12 protein-coding genes and 1 tRNA gene are annotated in these 17268 nt (G+C 66.2%); 9 read left to right on the top strand and 4 right to left on the bottom strand.

Features of this window, described 5'->3' with window-relative positions; translation table 11 throughout:
• Window positions 1-23 precede the first annotated feature (23 nt).
• Together FDA38_RS08780 and FDA38_RS08775 are read left to right on the top strand one after the other, a co-directional pair.
• Window positions 24-96 (top strand) — tRNA-Lys (locus FDA38_RS08780).
• A gap of 244 nt (window positions 97-340) precedes the next feature.
• Window positions 341-1249: a tyrosine-type recombinase/integrase gene (locus tag FDA38_RS08775; RefSeq protein ID WP_137253524.1), complete on the top strand. Its 909-nt coding sequence runs from the start codon at window positions 341-343 to the stop codon at window positions 1247-1249.
• Here FDA38_RS08775 and FDA38_RS08770 read toward each other — a convergent pair.
• On the bottom strand, window positions 1217-2929 hold the full coding sequence (locus FDA38_RS08770; protein WP_137253523.1) for a CocE/NonD family hydrolase: 1713 nt from the start codon (window positions 2927-2929) through the stop codon (window positions 1217-1219). The two genes, FDA38_RS08775 and FDA38_RS08770, sit on opposite strands and share 33 nt — an antisense overlap.
• A 129-nt stretch (window positions 2930-3058) precedes the next feature.
• Here FDA38_RS08770 and FDA38_RS08765 point away from each other — a divergent pair, with 129 nt between their 5' ends.
• From FDA38_RS08765 to FDA38_RS08755, 3 genes are all read left to right on the top strand, one after another.
• A complete protein-coding gene (locus FDA38_RS08765) occupies window positions 3059-3958 on the top strand; it encodes a LysR family transcriptional regulator (RefSeq protein WP_137253522.1) in 900 nt (299 codons plus the stop codon).
• 130 nt (window positions 3959-4088) lie between these two features.
• Entirely contained in the window at window positions 4089-5321 is a 1233-nt protein-coding gene (locus FDA38_RS08760; RefSeq protein WP_202877594.1) for an MFS transporter, read from the top strand.
• Between the two features lie 94 nt (window positions 5322-5415).
• Window positions 5416-5997, top strand: coding sequence for a TetR/AcrR family transcriptional regulator (locus FDA38_RS08755; RefSeq protein ID WP_137253521.1), 582 nt, complete (start codon window positions 5416-5418; stop codon window positions 5995-5997).
• A 72-nt stretch (window positions 5998-6069) separates the two neighbouring features.
• Here FDA38_RS08755 and FDA38_RS08750 read toward each other — a convergent pair whose 3' ends face one another.
• Both FDA38_RS08750 and FDA38_RS08745 read right to left on the bottom strand, forming a co-directional pair.
• The gene (locus FDA38_RS08750) at window positions 6070-6657 is read right to left on the bottom strand and encodes a TetR/AcrR family transcriptional regulator (RefSeq protein WP_137253520.1); all 588 of its coding nucleotides are present in this window, start codon (window positions 6655-6657) and stop codon (window positions 6070-6072) included.
• Between the two features lie 110 nt (window positions 6658-6767).
• Window positions 6768-7610 carry an alpha/beta fold hydrolase gene (locus FDA38_RS08745; protein ID WP_137253519.1) on the bottom strand — a complete coding sequence of 281 codons (843 nt, stop codon included), beginning with the start codon at window positions 7608-7610 and terminating at the stop codon, window positions 6768-6770.
• A 132-nt stretch (window positions 7611-7742) separates the two neighbouring features.
• Here FDA38_RS08745 and FDA38_RS08740 point away from each other — a divergent pair, with 132 nt between their 5' ends.
• The 3 genes from FDA38_RS08740 to FDA38_RS08730 all read left to right on the top strand — a co-directional run bounded on the left by FDA38_RS08740 (window position 7743) and on the right by FDA38_RS08730 (window position 11208).
• Entirely contained in the window at window positions 7743-9290 is a 1548-nt protein-coding gene (locus tag FDA38_RS08740; protein ID WP_137253518.1) for an FAD-dependent monooxygenase, read from the top strand.
• Between the two features lie 119 nt (window positions 9291-9409).
• A complete protein-coding gene (locus tag FDA38_RS08735) occupies window positions 9410-10510 on the top strand; it encodes an alpha/beta fold hydrolase (RefSeq protein ID WP_137253517.1) in 1101 nt (366 codons plus the stop codon).
• 53 nt (window positions 10511-10563) lie between these two features.
• Window positions 10564-11208 carry a hypothetical protein gene (locus FDA38_RS08730; protein WP_137253516.1) on the top strand — a complete coding sequence of 215 codons (645 nt, stop codon included), beginning with the start codon at window positions 10564-10566 and terminating at the stop codon, window positions 11206-11208.
• 3 nt (window positions 11209-11211) lie between these two features.
• Here the strand turns inward: FDA38_RS08730 and FDA38_RS08725 are convergent, their stop codons facing one another.
• Window positions 11212-16599 (bottom strand): beta strand repeat-containing protein, encoded by a 5388-nt coding sequence (locus tag FDA38_RS08725; RefSeq protein WP_137253515.1) that lies wholly within the window; start codon window positions 16597-16599, stop codon window positions 11212-11214.
• Window positions 16600-16847: 248 nt separating this feature from the next.
• Here FDA38_RS08725 and FDA38_RS08720 point away from each other — a divergent pair, with 248 nt between their 5' ends.
• Complete coding sequence (locus FDA38_RS08720) at window positions 16848-17225, top strand: hypothetical protein (protein WP_137253514.1); 378 nt, start codon at window positions 16848-16850, stop codon at window positions 17223-17225.
• Window positions 17226-17268 lie beyond the last annotated feature (43 nt).

The raw sequence follows: 17268 nt of genomic DNA, 5'->3' as shown, positions 1-17268 counted from the left end.
CTCTTCGTTCGAAAGCAAGAAATGCGCCGCTAGCTCAATTGGCAGAGCAGCTGACTCTTAATCAGCGGGTTCGGGGTTCGAGTCCCTGGCGGCGCACAACAGCCCAGGTCACCACGGTGTCCTGGGCTTTGCTGTGTCTCCGACACACCACTTACGCACCACTTTGCGGTTTGCCCTCGCAGATCTGACCGGCCACCTCTCGCCACGCCCGCTCCGATCGACCTTCATCTGATCGTGACTGTGCGTCACCTCACATCGCATCGCATCGCTGCCGGAAACTGCGTTCCGGCCGAGCGCCCCGCGTTGAGCCGCCAACCACCTCCCCGGCTGGAGGCATGACATGGCGAGGCCACCACTACAGATCGGATCCTGGGGGAAGACCTCCACCTGGATCGCCGAGACCGACAGCAAGGGCAAACCCGTCAAGCACAAGTCCCAGGCAAGGTTCCGCGACCACGACGGTCACATCCGCCCGGTCTCCGCCTACGGCAAGACCAAGACCGCCGCCGAGCGCGCTCTCCTGAAGAAGCTGCAGGACCGCGCCAACACCAGCCAGTCCGGCGAGCTCACCGCGCTGCACAAGATCAACCACCTCCTCGACCTCTGGGAGAAGAGATTCGAGGGTCTGATCGCCGACGGCAAACGATCCCCCACCTCCCTCGACACCTATCGCCGCGCCCTGAAGAACCACGTCCGCCCCGCCATCGGCGAACTCCGTATCGGCGAAGCAACGACCCCGCGCCTGGACACCGTCCTCGCGAAGATCAAGTCCACCGGCGGCCCCTCCATAGCCAAGACCTGCCGCGCGATCATCTCCGGCGCCATGAAACTCGCCGTCCGATACGGCGCACTAACCGTCAACCCGGTTCGCGAAGTCGACGCCATCGAAGCCCCCACCAAGAACCCACCCCGCGCCCTCACCCGCGAAGAAGTCACCCTCCTCCGCCAAAGCCTCGCCGCCGACCAACGAGCCGTCGAAGCCGACATCCCCGACCTCACCACCTTCATGCTCGGCACCGGCGTCCGCATCGGCGAATCCCTCGCCGTCCTCTGGCACCAAGTCGACTTCGAAGCCGGCACCGTCGAAGTCACCCACACCATCGCCCGCCTCACCGGCGAAGGCCTCATCCGCAAAGTGAGCCGCACCGGTTCGGACCACAGCATGTGCTCGCGCGCAAGCCGGTGCCGTCGCCGAGGCGTTAGTGGCTTGGACGGTTTAGTTGGCGGTTGGGGGGATGATCGGGAGTAGTAGGGAGGACGGGTGTTGGCCGCCGGTCCGGAGGGTGGTGGTGCCGGCGAAGACGGTGTCTGGGCGGGCGCGGTTGTCGGTGTGGACGAAGATGCCGTTGCCGCGCATTTGGACGCCGTAGGCTTCTGGCCAGGGGCCTTTGCCGGGGAAGGTGAAGTCGCGGCCGGTCAGGGTGACGCCGAGCCGGTACCCGGCTGGGATGATGACCGAGGTGGGCCAGATCTCCATGTCGATGCCGACCGGTTCGCCAGGTGTGAGCGGCTGTGATTCGGCGTAGGTCTGCCACGGGCGGTACGGCGTACTGAGGGCCGGGTCGGTTACGCGCAGCGAGGCGCGTAGCCAGCCGAATGCGATGGCGCCGTTGGGGTCCATCGCGCCGGGGAAGGTGACGTCTCGACCGCTTGGGTCCTGCACCCGGAGTACGAGGAACAGGTCGGCGTCTTCGGTGCTGGAGGCAACGGTCAGGTGGGCGGAGGCAGGTCCGGTGATCTCGGTCTCCGCGCTGAACGGGTCTGTCCACAAGGTGATCCCGTCGCCGAGAGCGTCGAAGTCGATGCTGGTCGTCCTCCGCGGCGGTGTGGTGTCCAAGTGCTGGCGATCCAGGTCGAGGTGGAACGTTGTCCACGCGGTCCGGGCCAGCGGCCACTCGTTCTCGGCCCGCTCTGCGAAGGTACCGTCCACCCGGCGTACGTTGAGGAACACCGGTGGCTGATCGTGCCAGCCGGTGGCCTCGTCCTTGAGGAAGTGGCCGAAGAACCTTTTCTGCAGCCGCAGACCGTAGTCGGTGTAGAACTCGACCCAATGCTGCTGCCCGTGGACCTCGAGCCACTTCTGGTCGGCCGGAATCGCGTTGTAGCCCTCGAACCCGCCGCGGGTGTGCAGGTGGTGTCCCCAGTTCGTGGCGGACAGGGTGGGCACGGTGATCCGGGTGAGGTCGGCCGATCGGTCGCGGTAGTAGTTGTCCAGAAGCGGATGGGCGAGCATGTCGGCGACCACGTCTGCCCGGCTCTTTTCGAGTACGTCCGGGTCGAGCGTTTCCGGGCCGGCCACTGATACTCCGGTGACCGGATTGCGTGCGCCACGGTCGCCGACACCGTGCTGCATCGCCTCCACCTGCGGTGGGAACCACTGGCTGAGGAAGTCGCTGGGGATACCGCCGTGGTGGGTGAACTCGCGGTAGTAGTCGGTCGCACCTTCCCACGGACAGATCGCTGCGAGGTGCGGTGGTTGAAGCGCGGCGACCTGCCATTGGTTGACGGCGTAGTACGAGATCCCCAGCAGGCCGACCTTGCCGTTGCTCCACTGCTGTACGCCGGCCCACTCGATGCAGGTGTAATAGTCACGGGCCTCGCGCGGCGAGAAGATGTCGACGTACCCGGGGGAGCGTCCGGATCCGCGGGCGTCGACACGGATGACGACGTACCCGTCGGGGACCCACTTCTCGGGATCGACGGTCTCCCAGTTCTGGTACCGGTTGGACGAGCCGGCGAGCGCGTCGGGATGCTCGGCCTCCAGGTTCGACCACGCGAACCGGAACGCCTCCTGGAACGACAGCCCTTTGGCATACGGCCCGTGGGTCATGATCACCGGATAACTGCCGTCCGTGTCGGGCCGGAAGATGTCGGCCCGCAGGACCAGGCCGTCGTCCATGGTGATCGGCACATCCCAATCGACGCGCATCAAGTTCTCCTAGGTAGGTATCTGGATGGATGTCCCTTCCAATGAACCGCGGCTGGCGTGGCGCCAACAGGGGGACGGTGACAGCGGCGGCAGATACTCTCGATCCGCTCAGGAGATGGAGGTCGGGGTATGGAGTTGCGGCAGCTGCGCCATTTCATCGCGCTTGCGGAGGAGCGCAGTGTGACTGGCGCGGCCCGTCGGGAGTTGATCGTGCAGTCGGGACTGTCGAACTCGCTGCAGTCGTTGGAGCGTGAGCTGGGCACGGAGCTCTACCTCCGCGGTACGCGGCCGGTGCGGCTCACCGCCACAGGGGAGGCCCTGGTGGCGCCGGCGCGCGAGGCGTTGCGCGCCGCGGAGACCGCTCGTCGCGCGGTGCAGGAGACCCGGGACGTGCTGGTTGGCCGGCTCCGTCTCGGGATCGCCCTCTCCGCGCAGTATCTCGTTCCGTTCGCGGGCTATCTGGGCGCGTTCTTGCGCGACCACCCTGGCGTCGACGTGCGGATGCGTGGCACCGCCGCGCTGGACATGCTGGACATGGTGGAGAACGGCGAGCTCGACTGCGCGATCGGACCGGCGCTGGAGCAACGCGGCCGGTTGCGCCTGACTTCGCTGGCCAGTGAGCCGCTGGCGTTGACTTGCCGCACCGATCATGAGCTTGCAGGCCGAGACAGCGTGACGGTCGCCGACCTCGCCGGCGAGCGCTTCGTCGACGTACCGCCGGGCTGGACCGCGCGGCTGCTCTGCGATGCCCTGTTCGCCGGAGCCGGACTTACCCGGCGGATCGTCGCGGAGGTCGGCGACTGGGAGGTGCTGCTGGAGATGATTGCCGCCGGCGCCGGTATCGGGTTCACCCCGGTGGGCCTGCAGTACAAGGTTCTGACCGCTCCCGACAGTCCGCTGCGTCACGTTCGAGTGGAAGGCGCGCAGCTGGATCGCCACCTCTATCTGATCCTGCCGCCGCGCGCCGAGACGAGCCCTGCGGCCGCCGCGTTCGCAGCGGGCATGTTGGCCCTGCACGGCGCCGGCTGAGGGGGTCCGGCCTCGGGATCTCCAGGAGAGATGGAAGGCATCTCATCCAGGCCCACGAAGTCCGGTATCGGCCTTCGTGGGCAGGAGGTTCTCACGAGTGGAAGCACCATTCGCTCGCGAGAGGTTGGAAATGAGTACAGCTACACGTTCGTCCCGCGTCGCGGTCGCTAGCACCAGCAGGCATCTGGCCGGTTTCTGGTTCGTGGGCGCCGCGTTCCTGACGTTGATGGCCTTCGGCACCGTTCCCACTCCGCTGTGGCCGATCTACCAGGTCAGGGATCACTTCGGTCCGACGACGGTGACGATCGCCTTCGCCGTGCTGGTTATCGGCACCGGCGCCAGTTTCCGGCTGCTGGGCCACCTGTCCGACCGGCTTGGTCGCCGCCGGGTGATCGTCCCTGGGCTCCTGGTCGCGATCCTCGCCGACGCGGTACTGGCCTTCTGGCCCGACCTGCCCGGCCTGATCGTCGGCCGGGTGTTGACCGGGGTGGCGATCGGCCTCATGGCTTCGACCGCGACGGCCTATCTCAGCGATCTGTACCACCAGGCCCGGCCCGGGCGGGACGGATCACCCGTTCCCGCACTGGTCGCGACCGCCGTCAATCTGGGTGGTCTCGCACTCGGCCCGCTGGCAGCGGGAATCCTGGCCGAATGGGCGCCGTCGCCCTTGCGTACGCCGTACATCATCTTCGGAGCGCTCATGGCCGCGCTGCTCGTACTCGTGCTGGCCAGCCCCGAGACCATCGACACCGCGGCCGCGGACCAGGACCGGCCGGTGCGCTTCGCTCTGCGCCCAGGACAGCGTGCAGCCTTCGGGGCGGCCGCAGCCGTCGGGTTCTTCGCGTTCGCCGTGATGGGGCTGTTCTCCTCGCTCGGCGCCATCATCGTGCGCGGCGAGCTCGGCATCACGTCGTACTTCGTTGCCGGCCTGGCGCCGTTCGCCGCCTTCGCCGCATCAGCCGTCGCGCAGCTCGCGCTCGGAAAGCTCGCCCACTCGACCGTCCTCCTGATCGGCGGCCTGCTGTTCCCGATCGGCCTGGCGCTCACCGCCGTCTCGCTCTACCAGCCGACCCTGTGGCTGGCGCTCACGTCCGCCGCTCTGGCCGGCGCCGGCGCGGGGCTGCTCATCAAGAGCGGCGTGACCGAGGCCGCGATCGCCGCCGTACCGGCCTCACGCGCCGGCGTACTCGCCATGTTCTTCATCATCGCCTACGTCGGCATGGGCCTGCCCTCGATCGCGTTCAGCCTGGTCATCCAGCACGTCGCCCTCCGACCATCGATGATCGGATTCGCCACCGTACTGTCCGTCGGCGCCTTCATCTCCATCATCATCGCCCGACGATCGACCGCCGTCACCCGATAGCCCTGGTTGGCGGCTGCCGAATTTCAAGCGAATGGAGTACGGAATGACGATCGTCGGCCGCCACCTCGTGGCCGCGCTGAAAATGGCGAGTTGAATGCACGGCCCGAGAACTGCGAACCTGCGGAACCGGATCCTGGCCGCTGCGGACGAACTCTTCTATCGCGAGGGTGTGCAGACAGTCGGCGTCGACCGGATCAGCAAGCGCGCCGGAGCCTCGAAGAAGTCCCTCTACGCAGTCTTCGGCAGCAAGGAAGCGCTGGTTCTCGCGTACCTCGCGGCACGCCGGAGATCCATCGAAGAGGCCATCACCCACGGGCTGGCCTCTTTCGGCACACCCCGGGACCGGCTGCTCGGGGTCTTCGAGATCCAGGGCGAGGTCTTCGCGTCACCGGACTTCAACGGCTGTCCGTTCCTTGCTGCCAGCTCGGAGGCGGCACCCGGAAGTCTCGTCGAGCGTGCCCACGCCGACTACCGCGCCTGGGTTCGCGCGCTGCTGACGGACCTGGCCGCCGAGGCGCACGTACCGGATCCCGAGGCAGTCGGACGCCAGTTGCACCTGCTGTATGACGCCGCAAGCGTGGCTGCGAATGCGGACCGCGACCCCACCGTGGCAGCCGTCGCCCGTCACGCCGCCGCTGCCGTCCTGGAACTCGCGGGCACACCACGGCGATGCTGAGTACGCGGGCTGGCTGTAACCGGAGCGCAAGGACGCTTGTGTCCGTCACAACATGCTGACCGACGCGACCGATCAGTCTCGCCGTTCGTCCGGGATCGAGTCCAGGGCTCTTGTGAGGACGGCGTCGAGTATCGCGTTGGCCTGGTCGCCTGCGGGGAGGGCTCGCGCGATCGTGATGGCGCCCACGATCGAGGCGATCAGGGTCCAGGCATGTTGCGCCTGTTCCTCCTCCTCGCCGGGCATGGCCGGGGCGATGGTGGCGATCACCTCGACCATCCGGCGGCGGTAGGTCTCACGGACCGAGTCGCCCGCCCGTGCCACGTCCGCGCTGAGCGACGGCATCACGCAACCGTCCGCGGGGTTCTCGCGGTGCAGGTCGCTGAGGTAGACGCGGAGAACCTCGCCGAGCATGCGCCGTCGTACGGCCGGCTCCTGGTCGGCGAGGCCGGCGAACTCGATGCCCAGCTGGGTGGCAACGACCTCTTCGAGGACGGCTTCCTTGTTGGCGAAGTTGGAGTAGAGGGCCCCTGAGGTGACCTGGGCCGACGCGGCCAGGCCGTCGACCCCGACGCCGTGGAAGCCGCTCTCCTTGAGCGTACGGCCCGCCTCCTGCACGATTGCGGCCTTGGCCTGAGCCCTGTGCTCCTTCGTGTATCTCATCGTTCACGTCCTCCCGGATGCGCCGGGCAATAGCGTAGCGCTCGTTATGTAACGAGCGCTCCGCCAGGACCCGGTTGACGCCGACCGGGCGTTGTTGTTTCTCCGGATGTTCAGTGGCGCAGGAACTCCAAGGTCTGCTGCACGAAAAGGGCGTGGTGCTGGAAGATGCCGCCATGCCCGGAATCGGGATAGATGCTCAGCTGGGCGTCAGGGAGGAGTTGTGCCAGTTCGAACGAGTTGATTGTCGGCAGCATGATGTCCTCGTCGCCGTTGACGACCAGGACCGGCTGCGCAACGGTTGCCAGTCCGGCGGGTGAGGTGCCCTGCTCCCACTTGGCGAGCGCGGTGACCTGGGCGCCGATCGACTCGTTGGTCGCCGGCGTGTCCCGGTCCTGCAGGATGCGCTCGTCGAGCCGGGCCAGGAAGGCGTCGGCGGCTGCCTGACTGGTCGGGGTGGGCGAGAAGAACAGGATGTGCTTGGGGTGCTTCCCCTGTTCCGCTGCCTGCTGGACAGCGCTCTGGAGCAGCGGACCGGCGTTCGCCCCGCCCGTTCCACCAGCGGGAGCGGTCCCGGCCAGGACGAGGCGGCGAACGAGGTCCGGACGCTTCTGGGCCACGACCTGGGCGACCATGCCGCCCAGGGAGAAGCCCACCAGGTCGACCGTTCGCAGTCCGAGGGCCTCGAGGAACGCCACGGCGTCCTCGGCCATGGCCTCGACGTTGTCGGGGGTCGCACCTCCGGAGCGGCCGACGCCGCGGTTGTCGAAGGCGATCACGTGCCGCTCGGAGGCGACGCCGTCGATCACGGCGGGGTCCCAGTCGTCCAGCACGGCCGTGAGGTGGTGCAGGAATACGACTGGTACGCCGCCTCCGGTGCCCACCTGCCGATACGCGAAGGGGACTCCGTTGACGTCGACCGTGATGGTCGGCGCGTCCTTGTAGCTCGCTGTCATCTCTTCACTCTCCAACTCGCGCCGTCGTGTCGACGGCAGGCTCGGCGTCGTAGAATAACGATCGCTATATAACGAACGTTATCCTATCCGGGCGGGATTGCACGAGCCGGACGGCGAAGGGGCAGAGATGTGATGAAGATCGAGGTACTGATCGTGGGAGCCGGTCCAGTGGGGCTGGTCGCCGCCTGTGAGCTGGCGCGCAGGGGGATCGCGGTACGTGTCGTCGACGCTGCCGACGGATCGTCGTCAGCTTCTCGCGCGAAAGGACTACAGCCCCGCAGCCTCGAAGTACTCGATGACCTCGGTGTGGTCGGACGGATCATGGCGTCCGGACGCTCCCGTACACCGATACGCAGGTACGCGGGCACAACAGTCCTGGGGACGAGCGAGGTGAACCCCGATGCCCACGAACCGAGCAGCTCCACGCCCTATACCCGCACCATGTTGATCCCGCAGTGGCGCGTGGAGGAGGTGCTGCGCGAGCGGCTCGAGGAATTGGGCGTGGCCGTGGAGTACGAGTCACGGCTTGTGGGACTGGAACAGGACGGCGAACTCGTGCATGCCACTGTCCACAACGCGGGCGGACGCGAGAACGTCTCCGTGCCCTTTGTCGTGGGCAGCGACGGGGCGTCGAGCGACGTGCGAAAGCTCATCGGCGTCGGCTTTCTCGGGCAGACGGACGAGACCGTCAGGATGCTGACCGGTGATATCGAGCTGAGCGGCTTGGATCGCGACTTCTGGCACTGGTGGCCGAGCGCCGACGGGAAGCTCCTGGCGTTATGCCCGCTGGCGTCGACGAACACCTTCCAGATCCAGATCGGTGTGTCCGCCGATGCCGCGGAGGAGTTCTCGCAGGAGGAGATCCAGAGTCTGATCGACCAGCGGAGCGGACGGAACGACATCCGCGTCCGGCGCGTTGTGTCCCAGTCGGTGTGGCGTTTCAACGTACGGATGGTCGACCGCTACAGGGTCGGCCGGGTCTTCCTCGCCGGCGATTCGGCCCACGTCCACTCGCTGGCAGGCGGGCTGGGAATGAACACCGGCATCCAGGACGCGTACAACCTCGGCTGGAAGATCGCTCATGTGCTGGGTGGCGCACCGCAAGCACTCCTGGATACCTACGAGGAGGAACGGCTCCCCGTCGCAGCCGGCATTCTGAGTCTCTCCTCGAAGCTCGTCTCCGAACGCCTCAAGGGCGGCGTGCCCAGCGAGGAGCGAAGTACGGACACCGCGCAACTGAATCTGAACTACCCGGCCAGCGCGCTCAACGACGGCCCTTCGCGATCTGATGCAATCGTGAACCCGGGAGACCGCGCACCTGACTCGCTGGGCCACGGGGCTGACGGCAGCGCTGTCCGATTCTTCGACCTCTTCCGCGGTCAGCACCTGACCGTGCTCGCCTTCGGGCCGCAGAGCCGCAAGATCGCCGAGGTTCTCGCCGAACGCTTTCCTCGGGCGCTGCGGTGGTTCGCGGTTCTGCCGGCCGATGCTGCCGATGCAGGCCTGGACGCGACTTCGGTGGTAGATCACGCGGGCCACGCCCACCGCGATTACGGCATCGACGGCGACACTCTCCTGATCGTGCGACCTGACGGATACATCGGCCTGCGCGTCACCGACCCGGACCAGGTTCGCGCCTTGGACTACCTCTCGCGAGTCCTCCCGCGTCGGGCCGGTTGAGGTGGATCTCCAAGGGAGATGGAAGGCATCTCATCCAGGCCCACGAAGTCTGGCATCGGCCTTCGCGAGCAGAGGGTTTCAACGAGTGAAAGCACTATTCGCTCGCGAGAGGTTTGGAAATGAGTACAGCTACACGGTCGTCTCGTCTCGCGCACCTGAGAAGCGTGCGTGCACTCGCCATCGTCATCGCGGCAGTCGCCGCGATCGCCGGGCTGCTCATCGCAGCCGAACCAGCGGCGTCCGCGCGGACCGGATCCGATCGGGCCCGATCCGCATCCGGTACGGCGCCGACGTACGACGGATCCGCCGCCCCGGGCGCTGCCCTCGCGGACCAACGCGCCTGCTCGCTGAACCCGTCACCCCCGCCCGGCTTCGTCGAGCGCAAGGTCAAGGTCAACGGCATCGGCATCAACTACGTGCGCGGCGGCCATGGGCCGACCCTGCTCCTGTTGCACGGCTACCCGCAGACCTGGTTCACGTGGGACCACGTCCTGCCCGCGCTCGCGCAGCACTACACAGTCGTCGCACCCGATCTGCCCGGCGCCGGGTTGAGCGATGCTCCCGCCTCTTCCGCCGCCTACACGAAGAAAGCCATGGCTGCCGACATCTACGCGCTCATGGTCAAGCTCGGTCTCAGCCACAACCTCAGGGTCGTCGGCCACGACATCGGCACCACGGTCGCCTATCCGTACGCCGCTGCCCATCGCGACGACGTGGTGAAACTCGTACTCAGCGAGGCTCCGATCCCGGACCCGGTCATCTACACCTTCCCCTCGCTGACTCCGAACGGTCCCGGGCTGTGGTGGTTCGGCCTGTTCGCCGAGAAGAACGGACTGGCCGAGGACTTGATGACCGGCCGGGAGCAGCAGTGGGTGACGGACTTCATGCCGACGAGCGAAGTCGTCAAGGGCGCCCTCACTCCATGCGACCTGGCGATCTACGCCCACTTCCTCGCCCTACCCGGACACCTGCGGGCAAGCATCGAGTGGTTCGCCACTCTGCCGCAAGACGTCAAGGACAACGCCATCTCCCAGCAGACCAAGCTCAGCATGCCGGTCCTCGCTATCGGTGCCTCGGGCAACCTCGGCACTCGTGAGGCCACCTGGGTCCGCCAGTACGCCACCAACGTGACCGGGCTGGTCATCCCGAACTCCGGCCACTGGCTCTACCAAGAACACCCCGCGGAACTCACCAGCGTCCTCCTGCAGTTCCTGCGATAACCCGCGCTGAGGCGGCTGCCGCTGCGACCAACGGCAGCCGCCTCTGCGGACCGATGCTGTTTGCCGAGATGCGATCGGCTGAGGTTCGCCAAGGACAGATTCGCGCCGTACCTCGCACAGGCTCTGTCGGTCCCGTCGAAGCGGCGAGGATCGCGGGCGAGATCTGGGCATCGGTGGTCATCAACGACCGCCTGACCGCAGATCTGCCGACCGACATCTCTCATCTGCCGCCTGCAGCCCGAGAAGGCGCTGCTCGACTGTTGATCGAACTCGTTCCCGAGCATCTCGACCTGCTACGCATCCTTCTCGACGACTCCGTGAGCCGGGTTCGGTCCGCGGCAGGCGCTGCAGCGTCCTCGCTGGCCAAAGCCGACTCGGCGGCGGCGGAAGACCTGCTCGCGGCGATCTCGAACTCGGCGGCGTTCGCAGACTGCTTCGGAAATGTGCTTCACGCACTCGCCGAGCGGTCCCTGCTACTCCCGGCCTCGACTCTCCAGGCTTGCGAGTATGCGGCCAAGGCCATCGCGACACGGAGCGCCGGAGCAGCCCGCGTCGGCTACGACCTCAGCCGGCTCATCTTCCGCCTGTATCAACAAACGGATGACCCTGATAGCCGCCGCCGATGCCTGGACGTCATCGATCAACTCGCACAGAACGGCACCTACGGCCTCTCGCAACTGCTCGACAGCCAGCGATAAAGCTCAGAGTGTCTCCAGGATCTCCTCCGGGTGAAGCATCGCGGGTGCTGGGTCGGCGGCATTGACCGGGTAGATGATGATCGGAAAGGTCACGTTGATGACGGGGATCGTGCACGACTGGACGCTAACCGTGACGCCGGCGTACGTCGTGGTATCGAGATTCTCGATCTGGTCGCCCCAGCCCGACGCCATGTTGCCGAACGCCTCCTCGACCACGTTCAGATCCTCGAGTGGGAGTCCGGCTTTCAATTGGTCGTACTGAGCCTTCTGCGCCAAGAACGCGGCGCCGATCTCGACCCAGTTGACATCTGTCGAAGGACCGCCTGCCCCTCCCCAGAAGTTGCCGGTGGCATCCGCCGGACTCCAGTACCCGATACCGCCGGTCAGGATCTGCCGTCCCATGAACGGGCCACACGGCGCGACCGGAAGCCAGTAGAAGCTCTGCTCGAAGCCAGTGACCACATCGACGAAGTCGGTGTGGTGGACCGTGACCGAGCAGACAAGGCAACCGGCGAACGCGGTTTCCGCGTGGCGGACGACGGTATGGTCGACGGTCGCCGTACCCGGTCCGACCTGATGCAGGTCGACGCCGGCAGCGCCGCCGATCGCTGTCCAGAAGTTCGACTCCTGGTCGGTGTCAAACACGCCGGCGAACCTCGATATCGGCGACGGACCGTTGTGGTAGCTGTCACCGCCCACGGTGTCGTCGTCGATCGCGGTGAACACGATCGGCTTCGCCGCCGTACCGAGGGCGTCGAAGTTACTGTTGGGCCCGAGGTCGAACATGGGCGAACTTGCGAAGCCCTTGAGTACCGACCCGGCGGGGATCCGGACAGATCCATTGCTTCTGGCAAGGGAATGGCTCGCCGAGATCGAGGCGACGAGGAAGACCGCGTGGGTTCCAGGTCCGTCGAGAACGAACTCGGCGCCGTCCGGGATCATGCTGCGCTGGATCTGTACGGCACGTTGAGCGCCGTCACCAGTGAAGCTGTTTCGGTGGGCTCCGGCGAAGCTGACCTGGGAGAGGTCGTAGTGCTCGGTGACGGTCAACGGGCTATCGGTGTCGGTGAAGACGTTGTCGGTGATGGGCACCGGGCATTGGTAGACGCTGAGCGATACGTGCGTGAAGTGGTTGCCTGTGATGGCACCGGCGTCGCATCGGCTCGCGTAGATCGACCCCCACCAGGTGTACTCGCCGGACCGGATCGGCTGGTCCAGGGTGAAGCTGGAGTCGCGGATGGTGATCTCCGGGGTGCTGTCGCAGCACGCACGCGTTCCGACCGGACTGGCAAGCCAGCGAGACACGACGTGGTCGAGGCGGAGAGTGCCGCGGTAGGTGGAGATGGACGGGTTCTGCCCAGACGTGGCAGTTGGCGTCGTGGCTTGGCCATCGCCGTTCGTGTCACCGCCGGCGGTGTCGTCCTCGATCGTCGTCATGACGACCGGCGACGTTGCGGTGCCAGCGAGGCGGACCGTGCCGCCCAGCCATGCGATGAGTTGACTGCTCTTCAAGATCGTCCCGGCCGGCAGCAGCAAGTCGCCCTCGGTGTAGATGGTGGCGATGAGGACTGGTCCGGGATCGACCGTGTACGACGTCCCTGCGTTGACGGATCCGCCGAGGGAGACGGCCTGCTGGCTGCCGGTACCAGTGAATGTGTTTCGTCCGGCGCCGGTCATGTCGACCTGTGTCAGGTCGCTGTGATCCGTCACGGACAGCGGATCCTCCGTGTCGGTGAAGGAGTTGTTGTCGATGGCAACTTGGCATTGGTAGACGCGCAACGAGATGTGAGTGAAGTGGTTGCGGGAGATCGTGCCGGTGTCGCAGCGGCTCGCATAGACCGAGCCCCACCAGGTGTACTCACCAGAGCGGATCGGCTCATCCAGTGTGAAGGTGGAGTCGCGAATCGTGATTTCGGGTGAGCTGGAGCAGCAGGAGTAGTTGCCGACCGGATTGGCGAGCCAGCGCGTCACGACATGATCGAGACGTAGCGAGCCTTGCGCGGTCGCGAGGTTGGGATCCTGTCCTGAGCTGGCGGCCGGTGCGGTGGCTGATCCGTCGCCGTTGGTGTCACCGCCGGCGGTGTCGTCTTCGAGCGTTGTCATGACGACCGGGGACGTCGATGTGCCGGTCAGGCTGACCATTCCGCCGAGCTGCGAGATGATCCGCCCACCCTTGATAACGGTCCCGGACGGGACGATCAGCTGACCCGACACGTAGAGGTTGGGAATCAGAACCGGGCCGGCCGTCAGCTCCACGGTGGTGCCGCTGAGGACCGAGCCGCCGATACGGAACGCCTGCTTCGGACCCGTGCCGGTGAAGACGTTGCGATCAGCACCGGCCGTTGCGACCTTGCTCAGGTCTGGATGGTCAGAGATCGAGAGCGGGCTGGCCGTATCCGTGAAAGTGTTGCGCACAACGGTCGCATCGCACTGATAGACGCTGAGCGAGATGTGCGTGAAGTGGTTTCCGGAGATCGCGCCGGAGCTGCACCGTCCGGTCGCCATCGATCCCCACGAGGTGTACTCCCCGGAGCGCTGGGGTTCGGTCAGGACGAAGCTGGAGTCCCGGATCGTGATCTCCGCGGAGTCATCGCAGCATCCGGACTGGATCGGGTTCGCGATCCACCGCATGTCGACGTGGTCGAGTCGGATAGATCCGGCGTTCGTCGTGAGGAAGGTGCTCCCGCTGGTTTTGGGAGTGGTCGCCGTACCGTCGCCGTTGGTGTCGCCGCCAACGGTGTCGTCGTCGAGAGTGGTGATGGCGACCGGCTCGTCTGCTGTACCGGCGGCACGGACCAGACCACCCCTGCCGACGGTGACATGACCGTCCTTGATCACCGCGCCCGGCGGAACGACTAGCTGGCCGCTGACATAGACGTTCGGAATCACGACCGGGCCACGGTCAAACTGGAACACTCCTCCGGCGGGGATCGTCCCGCCGATGCGGACGGCCCGCCGGTTGCCGGTGCCGGTGAAGGTGTTGCGTCGGGCACCTGACATCGCGATCTGGCTGAGGTCGTCGTGGCTGGTGACGCTCAGCGGGTTCTCGGTCTCGGTGAAGGAGTTGCCTGCGACCTGGGCAGGGCATTGATACAGGCTCAACGAGACCCGGGAGAAGCGATTGTCTGTGATCGCCCCGGTGGTGCACCGGCTGATGCTGACGGATCCCCATACGTTGGTGCCTCCCGAACGGCGAGGTTCGCTGAGGCTGAAGCTGGAGTTCCGGATCGTGATGTCAGGTGACTCCTGGCAGCAGGAGCCCGGTTCGACCAGTCGTTCGACCCATCGCGTATCGACGTGGTCGAGCAGCACAGTTCCGTAGTACGTCGTGAGGAACGCGCCGCCGGTCGTCGGTGACGTCGCGGCACCGTCGCCGTTCGTGTCACCGCCGACTGTGTCGTCCGCGAACGTGGTGATGGTGATCGGGGCATCCGCCGTGCCTAATGCTCGTAGTACACCGCCGCTGAGGCGGATAGATCCCCCGCTGATCTTGACGATGGCACCGGCCGCGATCGTGAGTGTGACACCGGGGTCCATGGTCACCGGGCAGGTAAGCACGTGGACGGTTCCTGCGGCCCAAGTTGTCGACTCGATCAGAGCTCCGCAGTGCTCGATGACAGGGGCCGCGTAGGTGTAGTTCGCCGACGCCGCCGGGGAACTCGTCCCGCCAGGAGTCACTACACGGACGTCGACCATGCCGGCCGTCGTCCGCAGCGGAGTCGTCACGCGAACCTGGGTCGTCGAGATCTGTGCAAGAGCCGTGCCTGCTACACCGCCGAACGTCACAGCCGTCGCGCCGGCAAGGTTCGTGCCGGTGATGGTGACGACTGTCCCGCCAGCAGTCGGTCCGGTGTTCGGAGCGATCGCGCTGATCGTTGGGGCCGCGTAGTAGGTGAACTTCGCCGAGGTCGCGATCGCGCTGGTGCCGCCGGCCGTCACCACGCGGACATCGATGACGTCTGCCGACGCACGAGCGGGAGCTGTGACGCGTAGCTGAGTCGCCGAGATCTGCGTCAACGCCGTACCTGCTGCTCCCCCGAAGGTGACAGCCGTGGCGCCGGCGAGGTTCGTGCCAGTGATCGTGACCATCGTCCCGCCGGCTGTCGATCCTGTGTTCGGCGCGACAGCGGTGATCGTCGGGGAGGCGAAATAGGTGTACTTCGCAGCGGTCGCGACCGGGCTGGTTCCACCTGACGTGGTGAGCCGAACGTCGACAACTCCAGCCGTTGCGCGGGCGGGGGCAACGACACGTACCTGCGACGCAGACAGTTGCGTCAGCGCCGTTCCGGCGACACCGCCGAACGTCACCGCGGTGGCACCGGTCAGATTGGTACCGCTGATCGTCACAGTGCCACCGGCCAATGGTCCGCCGGCCGGAGAGACCGCAGTGATCGCCGGTGCTGCCGTGTAGGTGAACTTCGCTGCGACCGGACTCGAGCCGCCTGGAGTCACCACGCGCACATCCGTCACACCCGCTGACGCGCGCGCAGGCGTCGCGACCTTCACCTGCGTTGCCGACACACGAACGAGCGACGTCCCGTTCACGCCGCCTACGGTCACGGCAGTCGCGCCCGTGAGATTCGCGCCGGTGACGGTGATGACCGTGCCGCCGCTCAGCGGCCCGGCGGCCGGCGAGACAGCTGTGACCTTCGGTGCCGTCGTGTAGGTGTACCTAGCCGCCGCTGCAATGGCACTCATCCCACCCGGCGTCACCACCCGGACATCCACAAGTCCCGCCGTACTGCGCGCTGGGGCAGACGCCCGGACCTGCGTCGCGGAAACCCTCACGACGCTGCTGCTCTTCACTCCCCCGAATGTGACCGCACTCGCACTCGTCAGGTTCACACCAGTCAGGGTGACAACAGCGCCGGCGGTCAGCGGACCTGCAACAGGCGACACAGCGCTGACCTTCGGCGCCGCGGCGTACGTGTACTTCGCCGTCGTCGCGACAGCGCTGGTCCCGCCAGGCGTCACCACACGGACATCCACGACGCCCGCCGCGGTGCGCTTCGGAACTACAGCCCGCACCCGGGTCGCCGACACGCGAACCAGCGACGTTCCCTTGACGCCGCCAAAGGTGACCGCCGTTGCGCCGGTCAGATTGGCGCCCGAGACCGTCACCGTCGTACCACCCGCGAGCGGTCCTGCCGCCGGCGAAACCGCCGTAACTCGAGGCACGGCACTCAGCGTGGCCGCAACGGTAGGCACGCTGGTCAGACTCGACCGCGCCTCGGCTGCCTCGGCTGCCTCGGCTTCGACGTTCGCAACCGGCACCACCAAAGCAGAAACAACCAGCGCCCCGACCGTCACCAACCCGATCCGTCGCCGGGCAGCAATCAGTTGCCGAGCACAACGAACAGCAACCACGTACGTCTCCCCCGTTCGGACCACCCAGGCCACCCCCCGGCCCCGCCACTCTCCCCGTACATCGGTCTGAATCGACTGCCGTTACACAGTCGCGAAACCCGACGATCCAACGCCGCGACAAGCAGCCGTTTGTTCGAGAAGGGCCTGCCGGCAACTGTCAATTCCTTGCCGTATCACCACGCCAAACAGTGGGAATCATTCAGTCCGCAAGGGCTGCTGGCCTGCAGCAAAGGCCACTACAGTGCCGGGACCATGACATTTCAGGGGGAGATATGACGGCTGAGGCGAATTCGAGTGTGCCGGTAGCGCCACCGACGTACGTCTCCAGGCGCTTCAAAAATATGGTCACCTGGGGTGCAATGGTTGTCGGCGGCCTCATCGGCCTCTCGTTCCTACTGTCGATCATCGACTGGTCAGTCACCGGCGCGCCGTGGTTTCGCCAACTGCTGATCGAGCACTACCCCGTCATGGTCGGACTGCCATCGGCCGCCCTGCTGGCCTACCTCATCGTGGTTCTCTTCGAGGCCAGGTTCGACAAGATCGAGATGTCGATCGGCACCCTCATCAAGTTTCGAGGCGCGTCAGGCCCGGTGATCCTGTGGATTCTGGTCTTCTCGACCATCACAATCGCCATCCGACTGCTGTGGTGACCAGCGAAACTTGGCCGGTCAAATTCGCATCTCCTAGGCTCTG

This window comes from Kribbella jiaozuonensis (assembly GCF_005233875.1).
In the GTDB taxonomy this organism is placed as follows: domain Bacteria; phylum Actinomycetota; class Actinomycetes; order Propionibacteriales; family Kribbellaceae; genus Kribbella; species Kribbella jiaozuonensis.
Note: the sequence above shows the minus strand (reverse complement) of the source record. Positions and strands in the feature narration are given on the sequence as shown.